At 46.7% G+C, this 15975-nt stretch carries 4 protein-coding genes; all 4 read right to left on the reverse strand.

The window, feature by feature from the left end; translation table 11 throughout:
* Positions 1-62 precede the first annotated feature (62 nt).
* Positions 63-554 carry a DM13 domain-containing protein gene (locus tag KIT90_RS15680; RefSeq protein WP_009704910.1) on the reverse strand — a complete coding sequence of 164 codons (492 nt, stop codon included), beginning with the start codon at positions 552-554 and terminating at the stop codon, positions 63-65.
* A gap of 364 nt (positions 555-918) precedes the next feature.
* A complete protein-coding gene (locus KIT90_RS15685) occupies positions 919-1836 on the reverse strand; it encodes an OmpA family protein (RefSeq protein WP_285377432.1) in 918 nt (305 codons plus the stop codon).
* Positions 1837-1865: 29 nt separating this feature from the next.
* Positions 1866-5381 carry a hypothetical protein gene (locus KIT90_RS15690; protein ID WP_285377434.1) on the reverse strand — a complete coding sequence of 1172 codons (3516 nt, stop codon included), beginning with the start codon at positions 5379-5381 and terminating at the stop codon, positions 1866-1868.
* Positions 5382-5411: 30 nt separating this feature from the next.
* Positions 5412-15881, reverse strand: coding sequence for a hypothetical protein (locus KIT90_RS15695; RefSeq protein WP_373417693.1), 10470 nt, complete (start codon positions 15879-15881; stop codon positions 5412-5414).
* Positions 15882-15975: the final 94 nt, after the last annotated feature.

Below are 15975 nucleotides of genomic sequence, written 5' to 3' on the forward strand. Positions count from 1 at the left end.
AAAATTAACATTGTCACGTTTCTGTCATTTTTTATTCGGCATCCGTTAAAACTTTTTGGCTGTCAGTTCTGGTTCAGATTTGCGACAGATTCGAGCTGCGCAGAGGTAATAAATTCACCAAATGTTTCACACCAAATAATAACGGTCGTGTAGTTGTCTAAAGGCAGATCTTGAGGAAGAGTGACCATAAAACGGTCAAATGTTTTCACGTCACCCACATTAATCATTTGCGGCTTCAATCGATTGAAATCAGCTTCCGTTTCAACGAATGTTGGAGAGAGGTAAACTTTGTAATCAGGGCCAGGAGCTAACTCACCTTGGAACGCGATGGTGTCCTCAGTTAACCAGATCTCCCCTTCTCCCCAGTGCAGGAAATCACTGTCAGTTCGATTGCGATCAAAAGAACCTTGATACAGCACACCTTCAGTGGAATTAGAGATGACGGAAACATCCGGGGAATCCGGTTGAATAAGAATAGGTAGAGCGTAAATTCCCGCAGCAAAACCAGCCAAAACACATAAAGTGTGGCTTACAAGCAACAAAATCCATTTCATAGTTATATACCTAGCTTTAGCTAACACGACGTCACTAATAAAGTTAGTCTATAAATCTCGCTAAATCAGGGTATTACCCATAACTCAGAAAATTCCTATATGTTTTTCAGGTCAATATCACAATTCTCGTTATCATATTGCGATTCTAGATACTTAAATCGAATAATTGTTATTCAGCCAAGTGCAACTCATGGAAATGCAAATGAAAATAATTTGTGCTAAGGGCAAAACGGTTTTATTTCATCTAGGATGTATTGGCCAGCGCTTGAGAAAGTAGGAAAGGAGGAGAAAATAGAGTGGAAGTACGGGATAAAGGTAAAAAAAGCCAGCCTTTATTGGTTCAATTCTAGGCTGGCTTTTTTAATTATTGTTTAGGTTGGATGGTTGGCTGCTCTATCGAACCTTCTTTGAATACGATGAAGGCTCGGCGGTTAAGGGCATTGGCTTCTTTCGAGCGTTCATTGATAACCGGTTGTAGCTCACCAAACGATTTCACTTCCCATAAGAATTGCGATGGGTCGATTTTGGTTTTCAGATACTTCACCACTTCAGATGCTCGGCGCTGTGCCAACTTCTCGTTGTATGACAGCGAACCAATTTGGTCAGTATGGCCTGCGACAAGAATACTGCCCTGCAAACCTTGTAGCTTATCAGTGAAGCTGTCCAATTTAGCTAAGTCTTCCGGCTTCAGTTCAGACTTGTCGAAATCGAAGTGCGGTGTCATCGCCATGTAGATTTTGCGATCCGGTTTTGGTGGCTCACAAAATGGCATTTCTTCATATTTTTGCGCTTCTTCGAACACCACAAAAGCACGACGGTTTTCAGCACGATCTTCATCGGTTTTACCTAGCGCTAGTGGCTGCGTTTCACCAAAATACTTCACTTCCCAGTCATAATGGTCTGGGTCGAGTTTTTCTTTCAGGAAGCTTTCCACTGATTGAGCGCGGCGCAGTGACAAGGCTTCGTTGTATTCCAGTGAGCCTTTGTAATCGGTATGACCAACAATGGTAATTCGACCGCTTAAGCCTTCGATTTCATGCGCGAAGGCATTCAAACTCGTCGCATCCACGTCTCGAATGTTGTACTTATCAAAAGCAAAGTGCTCTGCCACAGCAATGTGAATTTCTCGCTCTGGCGCTAAACATTCGCTGATTAAGAATTTCGATACGTCCAAGTCGGTAAATTTGTCTCGGTTCTCTTGGCTTACGTAAGTATCAGTGGCGCAACCTGCGACAAGCAGCGTGCCCACTACCCCACCAAGAAGACGAAGGGTTGTTTTCATAAATTCCTCTCACTCATTCACGGATGGGGTTATAACTTACCAACCAAGTTGATGAATACGCCTTGTGCGTCGTAGTCGTCATCGTTGGTTAAGTCGCTATCAAAGGCAGAGAAGTTGTAACCAATACCGACTTTGAAGTTGTTGCCGATGTGCTTGTTCACTGACACCAAGGCACCATGTTCTAACTCATCATTTAAGGTGTCCGTTTTCCAGTGGTATTCACCGGTGACATCCCACTCTTTCATTACTCGGTAAGAAGCGCTCAAACCATACAGATCAATGTCACTTTTGACGATTTCGTTCTTGCCGGATTCACGCGCAAAGACTTCTTCTTTGTCTTTGTGTGCGTATTTCGCGCCGACATCCCAGTTTTCATCGATGCTGTAAATCGCTTCGACTTCGATGATTTGACTGGTTTCATCTTGGTAATCCACGTCGCGGTCTAGTTGGTCATAATCCGCAATATAGGTATAACGGCTCAATAAGTTCAGACGGTCGTTGTAGATTGGACGGTATGCTAAGCCACCTGTTGCTTCGACAAAGCGCGCCATAGTCTCACCTGTGGTTTGACTCTCAGTGATCGAGTAGTTGTACTTACCAAACAAGGTGTGCTCTTCCGTTAAGCGATGCGTGTAACTGTTGGTCGTCACGATCTGCTCCAGCTCTCGCTGTGCGACATCGGGATCGTCTTCGTTCTTGTCGACACGGTATTCCAGTTTGTGACTCAAGTTGATGTCATCCAAATCGATTGACGCGTTCAAACTGACCGATTGTCGCTCGGTGATTTGGTTTTCATCGTCTTCGATTTCACCTTGTTGATAACCAATGCCCATTTCGACATCGTCCGTCACGTCATAACCAAATCCGTAGGAGTCGATACGGCCGTGGCCATCGTTTTCATCGACAAATTGGTTCTCTTGGTAGAAATCCACACTTGAAGTTAGGTCAGCACGTTGGCCAACAATCACGTTGTTTTCACCTTCGTAGTTGTCATCCACGTAAGTGACATAGGTAGAGTGGTCGTCAGAGACATCATATGTCACCGTCGCTTCGGCAATTTCGCCGCGATCACCAGTGGTGTACTCACCGCCCAGTGATAAGTCTTCCAACACGCGGAACTCAGCACCAACAGAAACGCTGTCATTATCGTCGTAGTCGTCCGATTGGTTCATGGTGGTTTGGCCTTTGACGTACACGCTGTTGTCGCTGTCCCACATATAATCCAAACGTAACCCCGCCAAGGTTGCGTTACTTTGCTCATCGGCTTGGTTGAGCTCATCCACCTGTTGGCCTGCTGCCGATAGCTTGATGTGCTGAGTCAATTTGAATTGGGTTTCTAGCTCAATGGTCTCAGAATCGGTTTTCAGATTGCCATCCATGTCACGCTCTTCGTTGGCAGAAAAACGCGATAACACAGCAATACGGTCAGTGGCTTGCAGACGCAATTCCGCCCCATACGCTTCTTGCTCAAGGTCGTCGCTGCTACTTGCATAGCTGTAACCGGCGTCTTTGTCTTTGTACCAAAGTTTGACGTCGTTACCGACCGCACCGAAGATGCTCGGCGCCAAGTCATATAAGTTCGCAACGGCTGTCACTTGAATGCTGTCACCTTCGCGGTCTTCTAGACTGTCACCAATCGGCGTAAAGGTTAAACCACCATCGTACGAGACAAAGTTCGACTCAGTTTGTCGACCTTCACTGTGAGCGAATTCCGCTTTAATGAACGTTCCTTCCGTTGCGCGAAGCGTTAAATCAGAGCTGTAAACTTGGTAGTTTTGGTTGTCTTTCTCTTCCGTCGCGTAGGTGACGCCAAGGCCGATGTAGTCATTCACCCAGCCTTTAACACGGCCGCCGTAAGACATCGCATCCAGTGAGTCAGAGCCTTGAGGGACGTATTCGTAGTCCACAACCAGATAGTTTTCGTAATCGTCGTTGCCTTCAATCACGCTGCCAAAGCTGTCAGACATGATGTTGTCTAGCGGCTTAGTCAGGATAATTCGGCCTTGGTATGGGTCGAATTCATAGTCACGCCCCGGCTCTAGTGGCACTTCATTTTGCGTTAAGCCGCTTTCATCCACAACCCTAACGTAAACCTTGTCACTGCCTGGTACTGCTTCGCCGTGACGCAAGAAGTAAAGTGAGCCGCCAGTGCCAAGAAATTCATCGTGTGCATACAGAGAATCTGCTTCTGCTGCAAAACCAACGATGTTCAATCGGTCTTCACCGTACTGAGTTGTATCGCGAGTGCGGTAGTCCGCTTTAAAGCCATATAAGCTACGGTTGTAATCGCTGGTTTCTGTGCCTGTGACGCCCGTGTTGTAGTTACCCCACAAGTACTGCGACTTGTCGTATTCTACATTTAGGTAGACTTTGCCTTTGGTATTGACCACTTTCTCGATGTTTGAGCTGTCGCCATAGTTGCCGTAGTACAACTCGTCATCGTCTTCTAGAATGTCAAACACGTCTGAATCTTCCGATGCAAACGGGTGCTTAAACATGTCTTTCAGTTCACTTTCTTTGGTGTCAAAGTGGGTAGTAATACGCAGCTTGTCACCAAACTTACCTTGGCCAAAGTACGCCAAACGACCTTGGTTATAGATGTCATTTTGGTATTGTTCATCAACGCCAAGCGCTGCACTGTTACCTGATACGTTGTTCTTACCGATGTACAAATCTGCCAAACCAGTTTGTGCATAGTAAGTGTCTGGGATACGCACGTAGAGTTGGTAACGGCGCTCATCGCCATTATCAAACACGACTTTGGTTGGGAATACATACGCGTCGGTAGGTAGGTACTGCTCTGCGTACAAGTTACCATCTTCAACGTCGAACTCGTCTTCGCCAATGATGACTTTATCAACGCCTTTAAGGCCGGTACCAATAAACTTCGCGAGACCTGCGTCGGTCGGAATGTTGTGACGCATCAACTTAGCTTGGCCATAGCTGCGGCCTTTGCCTTCTTCGTCTTCGTTGTCGTTTCGGTCGATGTCCACTTCTGCATCCGGACGAACGAGATCCGTCACACCCACCGTAGTGACATCCATATTGCCGTCTTTGTCCCATGCTTTTAGTCGGAACAACAGCTGGCCGCCAACATCAAACTGGTAGTCTATATCTGTAGCACCGTCCCAGTTGATATCAAAATCGTTGGCCAACTTATCGCCTTCTAGCACGGCAATCGGCTCGGACAAACCAAAGTCGCCCACGCGATAAACTTCAAGTTGGTATTTTTTGATGTAGTAGCTGTAGTTAGTGGTAATGGTGAAACCAACGCTATCGCGCAGCGTACCCTCTTCCACTTCTAGCTCATCACTGACGCTCACATCCAGCACAGGGTCAAATCGCGTGATATCACGACTCGCCCAAATTGCGCCTTGGTCTAAATAAATACGCGATGCGTCGTCTTCTTGTTTTGGTGTTTCGACCGAGATATCAGTGGTCTCTGACTCGAGTTTTTCTAGCTTGCTGGTATCAGCTGCCATGCCCATCATCGGCATGGCAGAAATAATACAGGTAGCTAAACGAGACTTGCTAAATACTTTCATACAAATTCCAGATACTGCTCCAATGACTCACTACTCTTGCTCGGTGTCTTTCGCTTTGCGATGAACACTGAAGTTAAACTTCGTGAGCTTATTCGGGGTAATTCGCAACACTTTCGGGTTTTCGCTCACCACTTCCATCGAAGTCGGTAACGAGTCAGTGTCTAACTTCACTAGGAAGTTTTTCCCTTTCTTATTCAGCACCCATTGGTCGGGCACGTGGTAGCGTCCGTACTGGTCTGTATGAATGACGATGCCTTCCACCGTCATCAGCTTGACACCAGGTATCCCGTCTTCATAAACCCCTTTGTTCTCAATCACGATTTCCCACAAGTAGGCATCGCCATGTCGATAGAGGTTTCTTGTGACGTTAAGATTCTCTGCACTTAGGCCGTTCTTTTTGTCTGATTCATGAGCAAACTTGATTTGGCCTTGCGCATCAAATTCGATGCGGGAACCACCGTCCGATGTGACGGTAAAATCAAAGCTCTCACGAGTACGTGTTTTGAATTGAATCGCGACAGATTTTGTTTCAGAAATGGTGCGGTTTATCGAGTGGCCCCAAAGATCACCCAATTCAACACCTTCTTGCACGGCTGAAATCACTTGACCATTGTCGTGCTCATCCTCAACCGACAGCTCTTTCCCATCGCGGACGACGATTGTAGAGCCAGCGATGTAGTCCTGTGTAGGCAAGTTGGCAATCAATTCCACATCAAATGCCGTCGCGTCTGCTTGGAAACCGTCTTTGTTGTGGTCTTCAAACACCTTACCGATGATGGATGAGGTATCGAATACCTTGTCCGGTTCTACGGTCACTTTGGCACTGTCTTCGTTCGACACCGCAAGGCCATCGACTTTCGATACCGCGGTGTTGATGTAGTCTCCAAACGTTGCGCCAACGGAAACTCGCAGTAGATAACGAATACGTAGCTTCTCGCCCGGATCGAAGTTCAATGAAGTAAACAGCAACTTGCCCGTGTCTGATGGTTCGATCGTCAACACTCGATCGTCTTCATTACCAAACTCACCATCTGGGCCACTCAACACCACTTCCGATGTATCAAGGATGTACTTGAAGCCGCCTGGGTAACGGTCTTCCACTGTGACGTTTTTGAAGTACGATTCGTTGTTGTTTTCTACAATGACTTCGTATTCCACGGCATCGCCCACTTGCGCGGTGTCTTGCAACGCAGCTTTTGTTAGCAGAAGTTCACCACTGTTATCTGGGATCTTCTTGATGTGCGTGGTCACGCTGTCACTGGTTTGTGTACCGTCGGTTTCTGTCGCGGTAAAAGTGTTAGTGATCTCGTCATCCAAACCTTTACCTAGCGTGCCCACAACTTCAAAGGCGAACGCATTACGTTTTTTCGACTTCAGGTTGACCGTTAAGTCCAAATCTTCGCTTGCTGGGAAGGTGTGGCGATCAATCACGCTGCCGCTGTCGTCTACTTCGACACCTTCGATGGTCCAGTCGGTGAAGACTTTGTTGCCCGCTTCATTTTGCAGCTCACTGATTTCATCGGTTAGACGAACATTGGCTGCGTTACCATCACCTTGGTTTGTCACGGCTAAGTAATAAGTGACGGAATCATCATCCGGTGTGTATTCCGGCTTATCAGAACGCTTCTCGACCACAAGCTCAGCAGGAACAGGCGGTAAATCCAACGCTGCAACTTGGTCTGCTGAACCCTGCACTGAGGTTGGCGAAGGCATCATGCCTTTTGAGCGCGCCATTGCAGCCGGATTCCACGTCAGATCTAAGTAGTAACCGAGTACATCAATGTTGGTCAGCATGTCTTCGTTGACGGTCAACGTGAAGGTGTAATCAATCTTACCGCCCGGTGCGATATCAACGATGGTGAACAGATCTTTATCGTCTTCATAATCGCCCGGTTGAGTTTCAGCCCCCTGCCAATCGGCCGTTAGCGTCCAATCATCAAAGGCTTTGTCACGAGAACCATCGATGTAATCACCCATGGATTCACTGAACTGGGTATAGATAGCAACGTTCTTCGCAATACCGCGTCCAATGTTTTCAATCACTAGGTGATATTCCACTTTTTCACCCGGCACGTAATGTGGTGCGTCGGTATAAAGCTCAGCTTGCACAACCGCACTCACACTCTGAACAGGAGGGCTGATCACATCCCCACCATCGACTTGCGCGGTGTTCACAATGGCCCCAGTCGCTGAATCCACAACCGTCCCTTTCGCGCGGAATACCACCTTACCTTTTGGTGCAATATCCACGCTGTATTCTGTTGGGCTAACTGATTCGACATTGCTGCCTATGGTTTGTGATTCAACCTCAAGCGATGTTGAGCCATCTACAAACGCAGGGCCTGTCGTACCATCGTAATAACCAACTTGGATAGAAGACATGTCATCCACCACGCTCAAATCGGTGATGTAGTTATTCGAGGTGTTCTCGATAGTGATCAAGAACTCCAACTCTTCACCAGGCTCGTATTCGGTTTGAACGTTTGTTTTGGTGGCAACAAAATTGGAATCCATCGGCAGCATAATCGCCGTTGAATCTTGAGAAACACCGTTGTAAGTGACGGTTGCAGTGTTGCTGATCTCACCAATCGCGGTGGTACGGATCAGCGCTTTCACACGGAAGGTCACGGTACTCTCAGGCGCAATATCCATGGTTGCATTAATGTCATCGCTCAGCTCGAACGTTTTTGGTGTCACAACCGTACGTTCATCCGATGCTTCGTATGTCACTTCCCACAACATAAACGCCGATTCTTTATTACCACTGGTGGTGTCAACATCGATGTCACTGATGATGTCTTTCAGTTCAACACCAGAAGCAAACGCCAATGATGTGTTACTCACGGTAATGTCGTAGTTGATCAGCTTCGTCACTTCATAGGTTGGCGTGTCTACCGATTTGTCGATGGATACCGTCGCGAGGATCGGTGTACTGATTGCGCTTTTTTCTGTTGTATTCCCTTCAAACGTTGTACTCGCGGTATTGGTGATGTCACCCGTCGCATTGGCTACCGTTGTCGCTTGAATGGTATAAACGATCGTATCTTCAGGAGCGATATCCAGCGTCTCTTTCAGATCTTCACCTGTTGTTGGTGCTGGTACTGGCGTTTCACCCGTTGTTGAAACCGCTGAAATCTGAATTGAACTTGGGTCAAGCGCTTTTCCTGTGGTACCACCAGCAAGCGTTGTTTCAATCGACTTCAATGTGTCTTCAATTTCAACGGCTTCTGCCCAACCTAAGCCGTTGTTCTTAACCGTCACGGTATAAGTCAGCGTATCACCCGGTAGGTATTCAAGCTTGTCGACTTCTTTCGCCAACGTGACTTGTGCGTCTTCAGGCAAATACGTCGCTTCCGCTGTGTAGTCTATGCCATCACTGTTCACTTTAACTAGGTTAGTGATGTTGCCTTTGGCCTTGTCGTTAACGGTATTCGTCACAACGAAAGAGTAACTATCACCAGGATGGATACTGTAAGTCGCGCTGTAACCTTGATCGGTATCGATCACGTTTTTACGAGCGTTCAGCAAAGGATCGCCACTACCACCGAGTACTTCATCACTGATCACCCATTTACCCGAAAAGGCTTGTGCTTTGTCAGTACTGTTCGCCACATCGGTCATAATGGTATCGATGCGATCCACCAACACTTGGTCGACCAAGTAACCTTCACCGACGTTAGTTAACGTAATTTTGTACGCAACAGGCTGACCCGGTTGGTATTTCGCATCCGGTTCTGCAATAGGCGTAGTCTCTTTGATCAGTTCCAATTGGCCCGGTTTTGGTGTGATGTAGCCTTGCTCAAGTCGAGCAATCTTAGAATCATCAAGACCGTGTTTTAGGTATGCCGTGTTGGTGAATCGGCCAATTGCATCATCACGAACCTTGCCTTCCACGTGAATGCGGAGAACCGTGTACTTATCTCCGCCGCCAGTGCCTGCGTCATCACGACCAGCCATTTTGATCGCTTCTGATGGCAAATCGATATCTGGATTCACGGCGCCAACATAAACATCCAGAGCAGTGAAGTCATTTGCCGTTGGATCACTTGGAGCAGAGTTAAACAGCACTTCGTAATCAAGCGTCCACTCTTTAAGCGCCGTCTGCATTGAACCATCAACCGTCTCGACTTCAAAACTACTAATAATGTCACGCAGTGAGAACAAACCGGAATCGACATCATCATTGGTAATATCGATGTAGTAGTTGATAGTGCCGCCTGGGACATATTCTGGAGTATCGGTCCACTTATCGATCAGGATTTTTGAACGCCCCGCCTCAAGCACAATGTCATTCGTGTCATTGCCATTCACTTGCGCCGTATTGGTAATCGAGCCCGTTGCTGAAGCAGAAACGGTCCCCTTCACGTCAAACACGATGTGTTCACCTGGGCGAAGATCTACCGTGGCATTCAAAGGTACGTTGCCGTTGTAGTTACCTTGAACGTCGTAGGTTCCCGCAGGCTCAACAGCAATACCTGTGTTCCATTCAGTGAAGGCATCTACACCATCTTCCGTTTTAATATTGTTAATGGCGTCGATAACACGAACGTCATTAGCAATGCTGTCGCCCGTGTTTTCTAGGGTGACTTGATATTCCACATCACCGCGAGGAGCATAAGTACAGCCACTGCCATCACTAGAAGGAACCGAACAACTCGCGGAATCGCCATCGGTGTACTCTAACGTCTTGAAGTAGTTGATTTCTGAAGGCTTAGGTGGAATAGGTTCAGACGAATCCGACTTACCATCAGCGGTCACTCGGTTCGCTTCAATCTCACCCAGTGCGTCGTCTATTACTGTACCTTTCAGGTTAAAGGTCAGCGCTTCTCCAGCTGCAATATCCACTTCGATATCGAGATTACCGGCTACGCTGTAACCCGGAACATAGGTATCAATGTTCGCGTCGATACCATTACTCACCGTATGACTGATATCACCAGAGGCATACGCCGGTTTGGTTGTACCGCCAATAACTTCAACGCCAATATCGGTCACCGTATCTTGAATACGCACATTGTTCGCCCACCCATTTTCTGGGTTAGTAACCACGAATTCGTACTCCACTTCATCACCAGGAATGTAAGTATCTCCTGAGGTGAAAGGTGCACCATTAATAGACACGACGCGTTTTTCCACATTGATGTTGTTCGCCAAAGGCAGCAATGTAGCCGTGCGGTTTTTGCCATCGTAGTTCGCGGTGTTTTTAATATCACCCAGTGCATCTTCGCGGATAGTGCCATGGACGGTGAACGTCAATGATTCCTGAGGGGCGATAACAATGTCATTATCAATATCGATATTATTGCCATCGACAAAATCTACCGCTTCGGTAATTGAGCCCGTTGCCGCGTCTTTGACTAGGCTTACTTCCCAGCCAGCAACAAAAGGTTGTCCAACCGGATCGCCACCCGCCGTCAAATTATCTTCCGCAATACGGGTTTGAATCGCAGAGATGGTGTCTTTTAGATGAGAGCCATACTCGGTGCCATAGCCGTTGTTTTTCAGCTGAATACGGTAGTAGACCTCACTCTCACCCGCTGCTTGCGAGTAAGTCGTTTTCTCTGTACTGAATCCAGCGTCAGAGAAGGCTTTCTTATTGAAGCTGATTTCCGGATCGGCCATAGAAGACGGAGGAGAAATCGCAATAAGTTCATTACCATCGTCTTCATCAATAAACGCACGGTTACTAAAAGAGCCCACCGCTTTCGGACTGATCTTCGCAAGAATCACGTAGCGAACATAAGGCGTAGTTAAGAAACCACCGAAGTCTTTGGCTGCAATATCAAAGTGGGTATTGATGGGCTGATTGTCTTGAATTGAGCCGTCTACGTCTGGATCGGTGATTCCTGAACCATCAGAAGTGGCTTCAATTGTCCAACTGTCAAACGCAGGCCCACGAGTACCGTCATAGTAATCGGTAGTAATCTCATCAATTTCATCACGAATACTGATGTCATCAACGTGTGCTTCTGCAACGTTTTCGATCAGAATCTCATACTCAACGTAGCCACCTGGCATGTAGTGAGTTGCACCAGTTAGCTTGTTTCCATCCACATCGTAGTAAGCAAGGATGTTCTTCTCGTAGTCGATCTGACGAACAGTTTGTCTAATCTCATGCGAGATATTATCGCCATCAACGGTGAGTAAGTTGACAATGTCGCCATTGGCTTTGTCATTAACCGTCGCAACCACTTCATATTCCAAGGTTGCCCCCATTGGAATATCAGCCAATACGTCTAGGTTACTGTCGCTGGAGGTATAAACATTGCCAGCACCTGCGCCTGCGTCGACGTACTCTTTATTGTCGCCGGTCGCCTTTGAGGTAATATCCCAAGTAACGTATGCATCACCTGTACTGCCATCAACGAGATCTACCGAGATATCTTCAAGATTATCGACAATAGGAATGTCATCAGCATTGGCTTTACCGTCATTCTCGATGATCAAACGATAGGTGACCGTTTTACCCGGCTCGTAAACCGTTTCATCAGTGATTTTGTCAAAATTCAGATGATAATCATTCGGAATAACAATGGTGTCACGATAGCTGATATCACCAACCGCATCGGGACGAATCATCCCCTTCACGGTGTACGTGACATCTTCTCCTTCATCGATATCAATCGTGGTCACAATGTCATTGTTGTCAGCGACCGTACCGTCTTTTGTACCATCTGTAGTGCCCGCATTCGCAAGATCACTTTTCTCTACACTTACGCTGAACTGATTAGTCTTTGTCGTAGGATCATAGAACGGGTTGCCCGTTGATCCATCTTGCAATTGAACTGAAATACCATTAATCAATTCATTCACATCAACGTTATTGCGGTAGCCTTTACCATCTTGTGAGGTGTACTTAAAGGTATAGATCAGCTCATCACCTGGAGAGTAACGGTTGATGTTAGTGGTACGGAAAACATCACCATTGTTGTAAACCTGATGGTTTTCAGCAACGGCACGCTTTAAGTACTCACATGAAGTTGTACAACCTGCATCATCTTTGTGAATCAACAATGCCTCGTTGCGGATCAAATATTGTTCACCCGCTTCTACTCCGTTAGAAACCGCATTGTCTTTGACCAACGCTTTGATCTTAACGGTAATAAAATCGTTCGCAGGAATGTTAAGCGGGATCTCAACATCGTCGGTATTAGGCGTACTGTAGGCACCACCATCAACTGAATACGACCAATGTTCAAACGGATTTTGCTCAAGTAAATCCTCTGACTCACCATCTTTGTCATTCGCAAGCGTGGTTGTGATTTCACTCAAACGGTCGATCAAGATCAGATCCATTTCTGGAATATCACCATTGTTGCCGATCACGATGGTGTACTCGAGATCTTCACCAGGGGTGTAACGCACAACATTGGTTGTTTTAGTCAACGCAACGTTGATGTCATAAGCACTGTCTTTGTTGTCGATTTGAGCAGAAGAGCTGTGATCGCGGTCCGTTAATGGATCGTAAACATCAACACGGTTAGAAACCTGATCGAATGGATAATCATTTTTGACGATACCGGAAACTTCATAATGCACCCACCCTCCCGGAGTGATATCAACGTCGGTATCGATGTTTTCGTTGTCTGAAACGTCACCGTAGCGTGAGCCTGGCTCATCGGTATTTGTTGAACCTGTTATAGACCAGCTGGAGAAGAAGTTCAGCGCTTCGATGTCATCCTTAACGGTTGCATCATTGGCGTAACCCACTCCACGGTTGTAGATGTAGATATCAAACGTTGCACGCTCACCAACAATAAAATCAGTGTTTTGAGCGGTTTTCGCCACAACGAGATTCGGTTCGTTTGGATGCGTTGTGACTGAATCCGCTAGATTGATGTTGTCTTCTGCGTCAGTCGACTTGACGGTTGCTGTGTTAGAGAAAGATCCCCACAAGATTTCAGTATCAACACTGCGATCAAGAGTACCAACAATGGTGTATGTGATGGTTACACCCGGTGGGATTTGAGCGATAACATCAAGATCGTTGTTATCAGAAAAGTCTCCTGCGTCAGCGGCTACTTTTAACCAAGGCGAATCTGCCTCAATGTCTGCTGAAATAGTCCACGAGGTGAAGACTTTCTTCATCGTACCAGCAGGCTCCAGCAGTTCTGCCTCAATGGTTCTGATGTCATCTTTAATTTCGATATTAGAAGCAAAACCATTGCCTTCAGGGTTAGTCACACTGATGGTGTAAGTCACTTCATTGGTCGTATTGGTGTACCAGCTTTCTTCATCATTCCCATCTACGCGCTTATCCAGCACTAGGTAGTAATCACGAGGGTAAGAGCCTCGATCCGAATAAAGCTTGCCATCCACTTCAACTTCGTTTCGGATTTCATCATCCGCAATTGGGTTAACTACTGCAGCAATCGAATAAATAATGGTTTCTTTAGGGGCAACTGTCGCATTTACATCTAAGATGTTCTTATTGCTCTGATTACCAGCAATTTCGCCCGTAAAGCCCGGCTTACTGTTTGTGGAAACATTGCCATCCTCATCATAAGAGGTCGCCGTTACCACCCAACTTACGTAAGCTTTGGTTGATGTACCGTTGATAGAAGTAGTGGTTACAGAAGCCAGATCATCATAAACAGGAACGTCGATCGCGTATCCTTCACCGCTGTTTTCTACCGTGATGGTGTAGTTTAGAGTACTACCTGACGAGTAGTAGCGAGAGTCTACTTCTTTTTGAACTTTTAAGTTGGAGTTCGGCATTTGAACACCAGAACCAATTTCGCCTAGGTTATCCCCCAAACAAAGTCCCGCATCTGTGCCATCATCAACAATCTGACCAACACTGTTATCTGCGACTTGCGCAACAAGTTCGTAGCGAACATACCCTTCCGGAGCGAGATCCACTTTTAAGTTGATATCTTTTTGACTCCAGTCGGAATACTCGTCGACGTTACCGTAGTTAGAACCATCTCCCCTTTTACTGGCAACTCTCAGCTTCCACTTCTCAAACGCTGAATCAACATCACCATTCACCTGTTCTGTACGAATACATGAAAAACTGTCTATTACCCTGACATCATTGGCAAAGTATTTCGAATCCGCGTTCGAGATTTCGATGTCGTAAACCACTTCATTCTCACCAGAAACACCTGGCACATACGTCGTGTCTTTAGTTCGCTTGTTTCGTTTAATTTGGCTCGATGATGAATCGAGAACCTCTTCCGTGTTTAGCGTATTTGCAAGCACGCCAGCTGAATCAGCGCCGCCTTCGTCGTTAAGAACTTTCGCCTCCAACTGAGGGATCTTACCGATAGAAACGGGACTTGCATGCACCACAATGGAATAAACGATCTCTTCACCAGGGTAGATAGACACTTTATCGTCGAGTGATTTGTCGGTTTGCTTGCCCGATGCTTGTAGCTCAGAAAGGCTGTTCGAGCCAATCGATACTACTTCATTGGTCCAAGTCGAGTACGGGTTACCCGTTGTGTCGTCGGCATTTTTGTCGTTACTGATGTCGTTGCCTAGATCCGACTTCAACGAGTCCATCAACTGCTGAACAGTGTAGTTGTGAGCGATACCTGCACCAGAAGCGTTACGCACTGTGATGGTGTATGAGAAATCTTCGCTAACGAGATAATCGTCCGTTTTGTTGAGCGAGTGCGAGAGTGTGACATCAGCGTCTTTTGGCGGCGTTGTGATGCCACCCGCTGATTGGTTGTCGTCACGTGTTTTTGCTTCAGCGCTGTCATTGATGATGTCGCCGACCAACGTTGAATCGATTTGACCTCGAATGGTATAGGTGACTGAACCACCAACTGCGATAGATACATCCTTCGCATCCAAGTTACCGCTTGTTGAGAACGTCCCCGCATTACTCCCTGAACCCGAAGTAGAAGAACTGTTAGATACAGACGTAAAGGCTGAAATCATTGCACCATTGATGTCTTCGGCCTCAATATCGGACACAAGGTCGGTAACCGTCATACCTTGGATTTTTGCAGAGCCTGTGTTCGATACTTTTAGCGTGTAAACCAGAGCCTGCCCTGTGCCATATTTGTCAACCGACGCAGAAAGATCGATGCTGTGTTCATACACTACTCTCTGGTGGGTAGTTGTGTTTGAGTCTTCTCGTGAGAGTGCACTAGAGCGAACATTGGCAACGTTGTTAATATCGCCCGCCGCCTGCTCAGAAACGGTTGCTTTGATGGTGTAAGAAACCGTGCCGTTATTGCGAATTCGAACATCAGTGGCAGTTAGGTTGCCATTTCTGTCGTAGTCACCAGCAGAAGATAGAAAAGAAGCGGACGCGGAGATCTCTGCGCTTTCAAATGCATTCACTAAACCGCCGGAATCACCGGAAGTCATGATGTTCATGATCTCATCATTGACCTCTAACCCAGAAAGTGTGGAACCAGAGGTGTTGGTTAAGGTCAACGTGTATTCAATCTGGTTGCCGTTATCGTATTGGCCACTTACTGGTGACAACTGGACATCAAGCCCGGCTATATCCGCTTTCGCAGGCATAGCAATCAATACCATTAGGAACGACAAAAACGCACCACCTAGGGTGCGAATCAAACGACTAAAATCTTTCGACATGCTTACTTCTACTACCCAAATCAGCTAGTTAAGG

The sequence above is a fragment of the Vibrio sp. B172a genome (assembly GCF_030248355.1).
GTDB lineage: Bacteria > Pseudomonadota > Gammaproteobacteria > Enterobacterales > Vibrionaceae > Vibrio > Vibrio owensii.

Excerpts from the sequence above, each read along its gene's own strand:
- KIT90_RS15680 (WP_009704910.1), bottom strand. The coding sequence starts at position 554 with ATGAAATGGATTTTGTTGCTTGTAAGCCACACTTTATGTGTTTTGGCT.
- KIT90_RS15685 (WP_285377432.1), bottom strand. The coding sequence starts at position 1,836 with ATGAAAACAACCCTTCGTCTTCTTGGTGGGGTAGTGGGCACGCTGCTT.
- KIT90_RS15690 (WP_285377434.1), bottom strand. The coding sequence starts at position 5,381 with ATGAAAGTATTTAGCAAGTCTCGTTTAGCTACCTGTATTATTTCTGCC.
- KIT90_RS15695 (WP_373417693.1), bottom strand. The coding sequence starts at position 15,881 with ATGGTATTGATTGCTATGCCTGCGAAAGCGGATATAGCCGGGCTTGAT.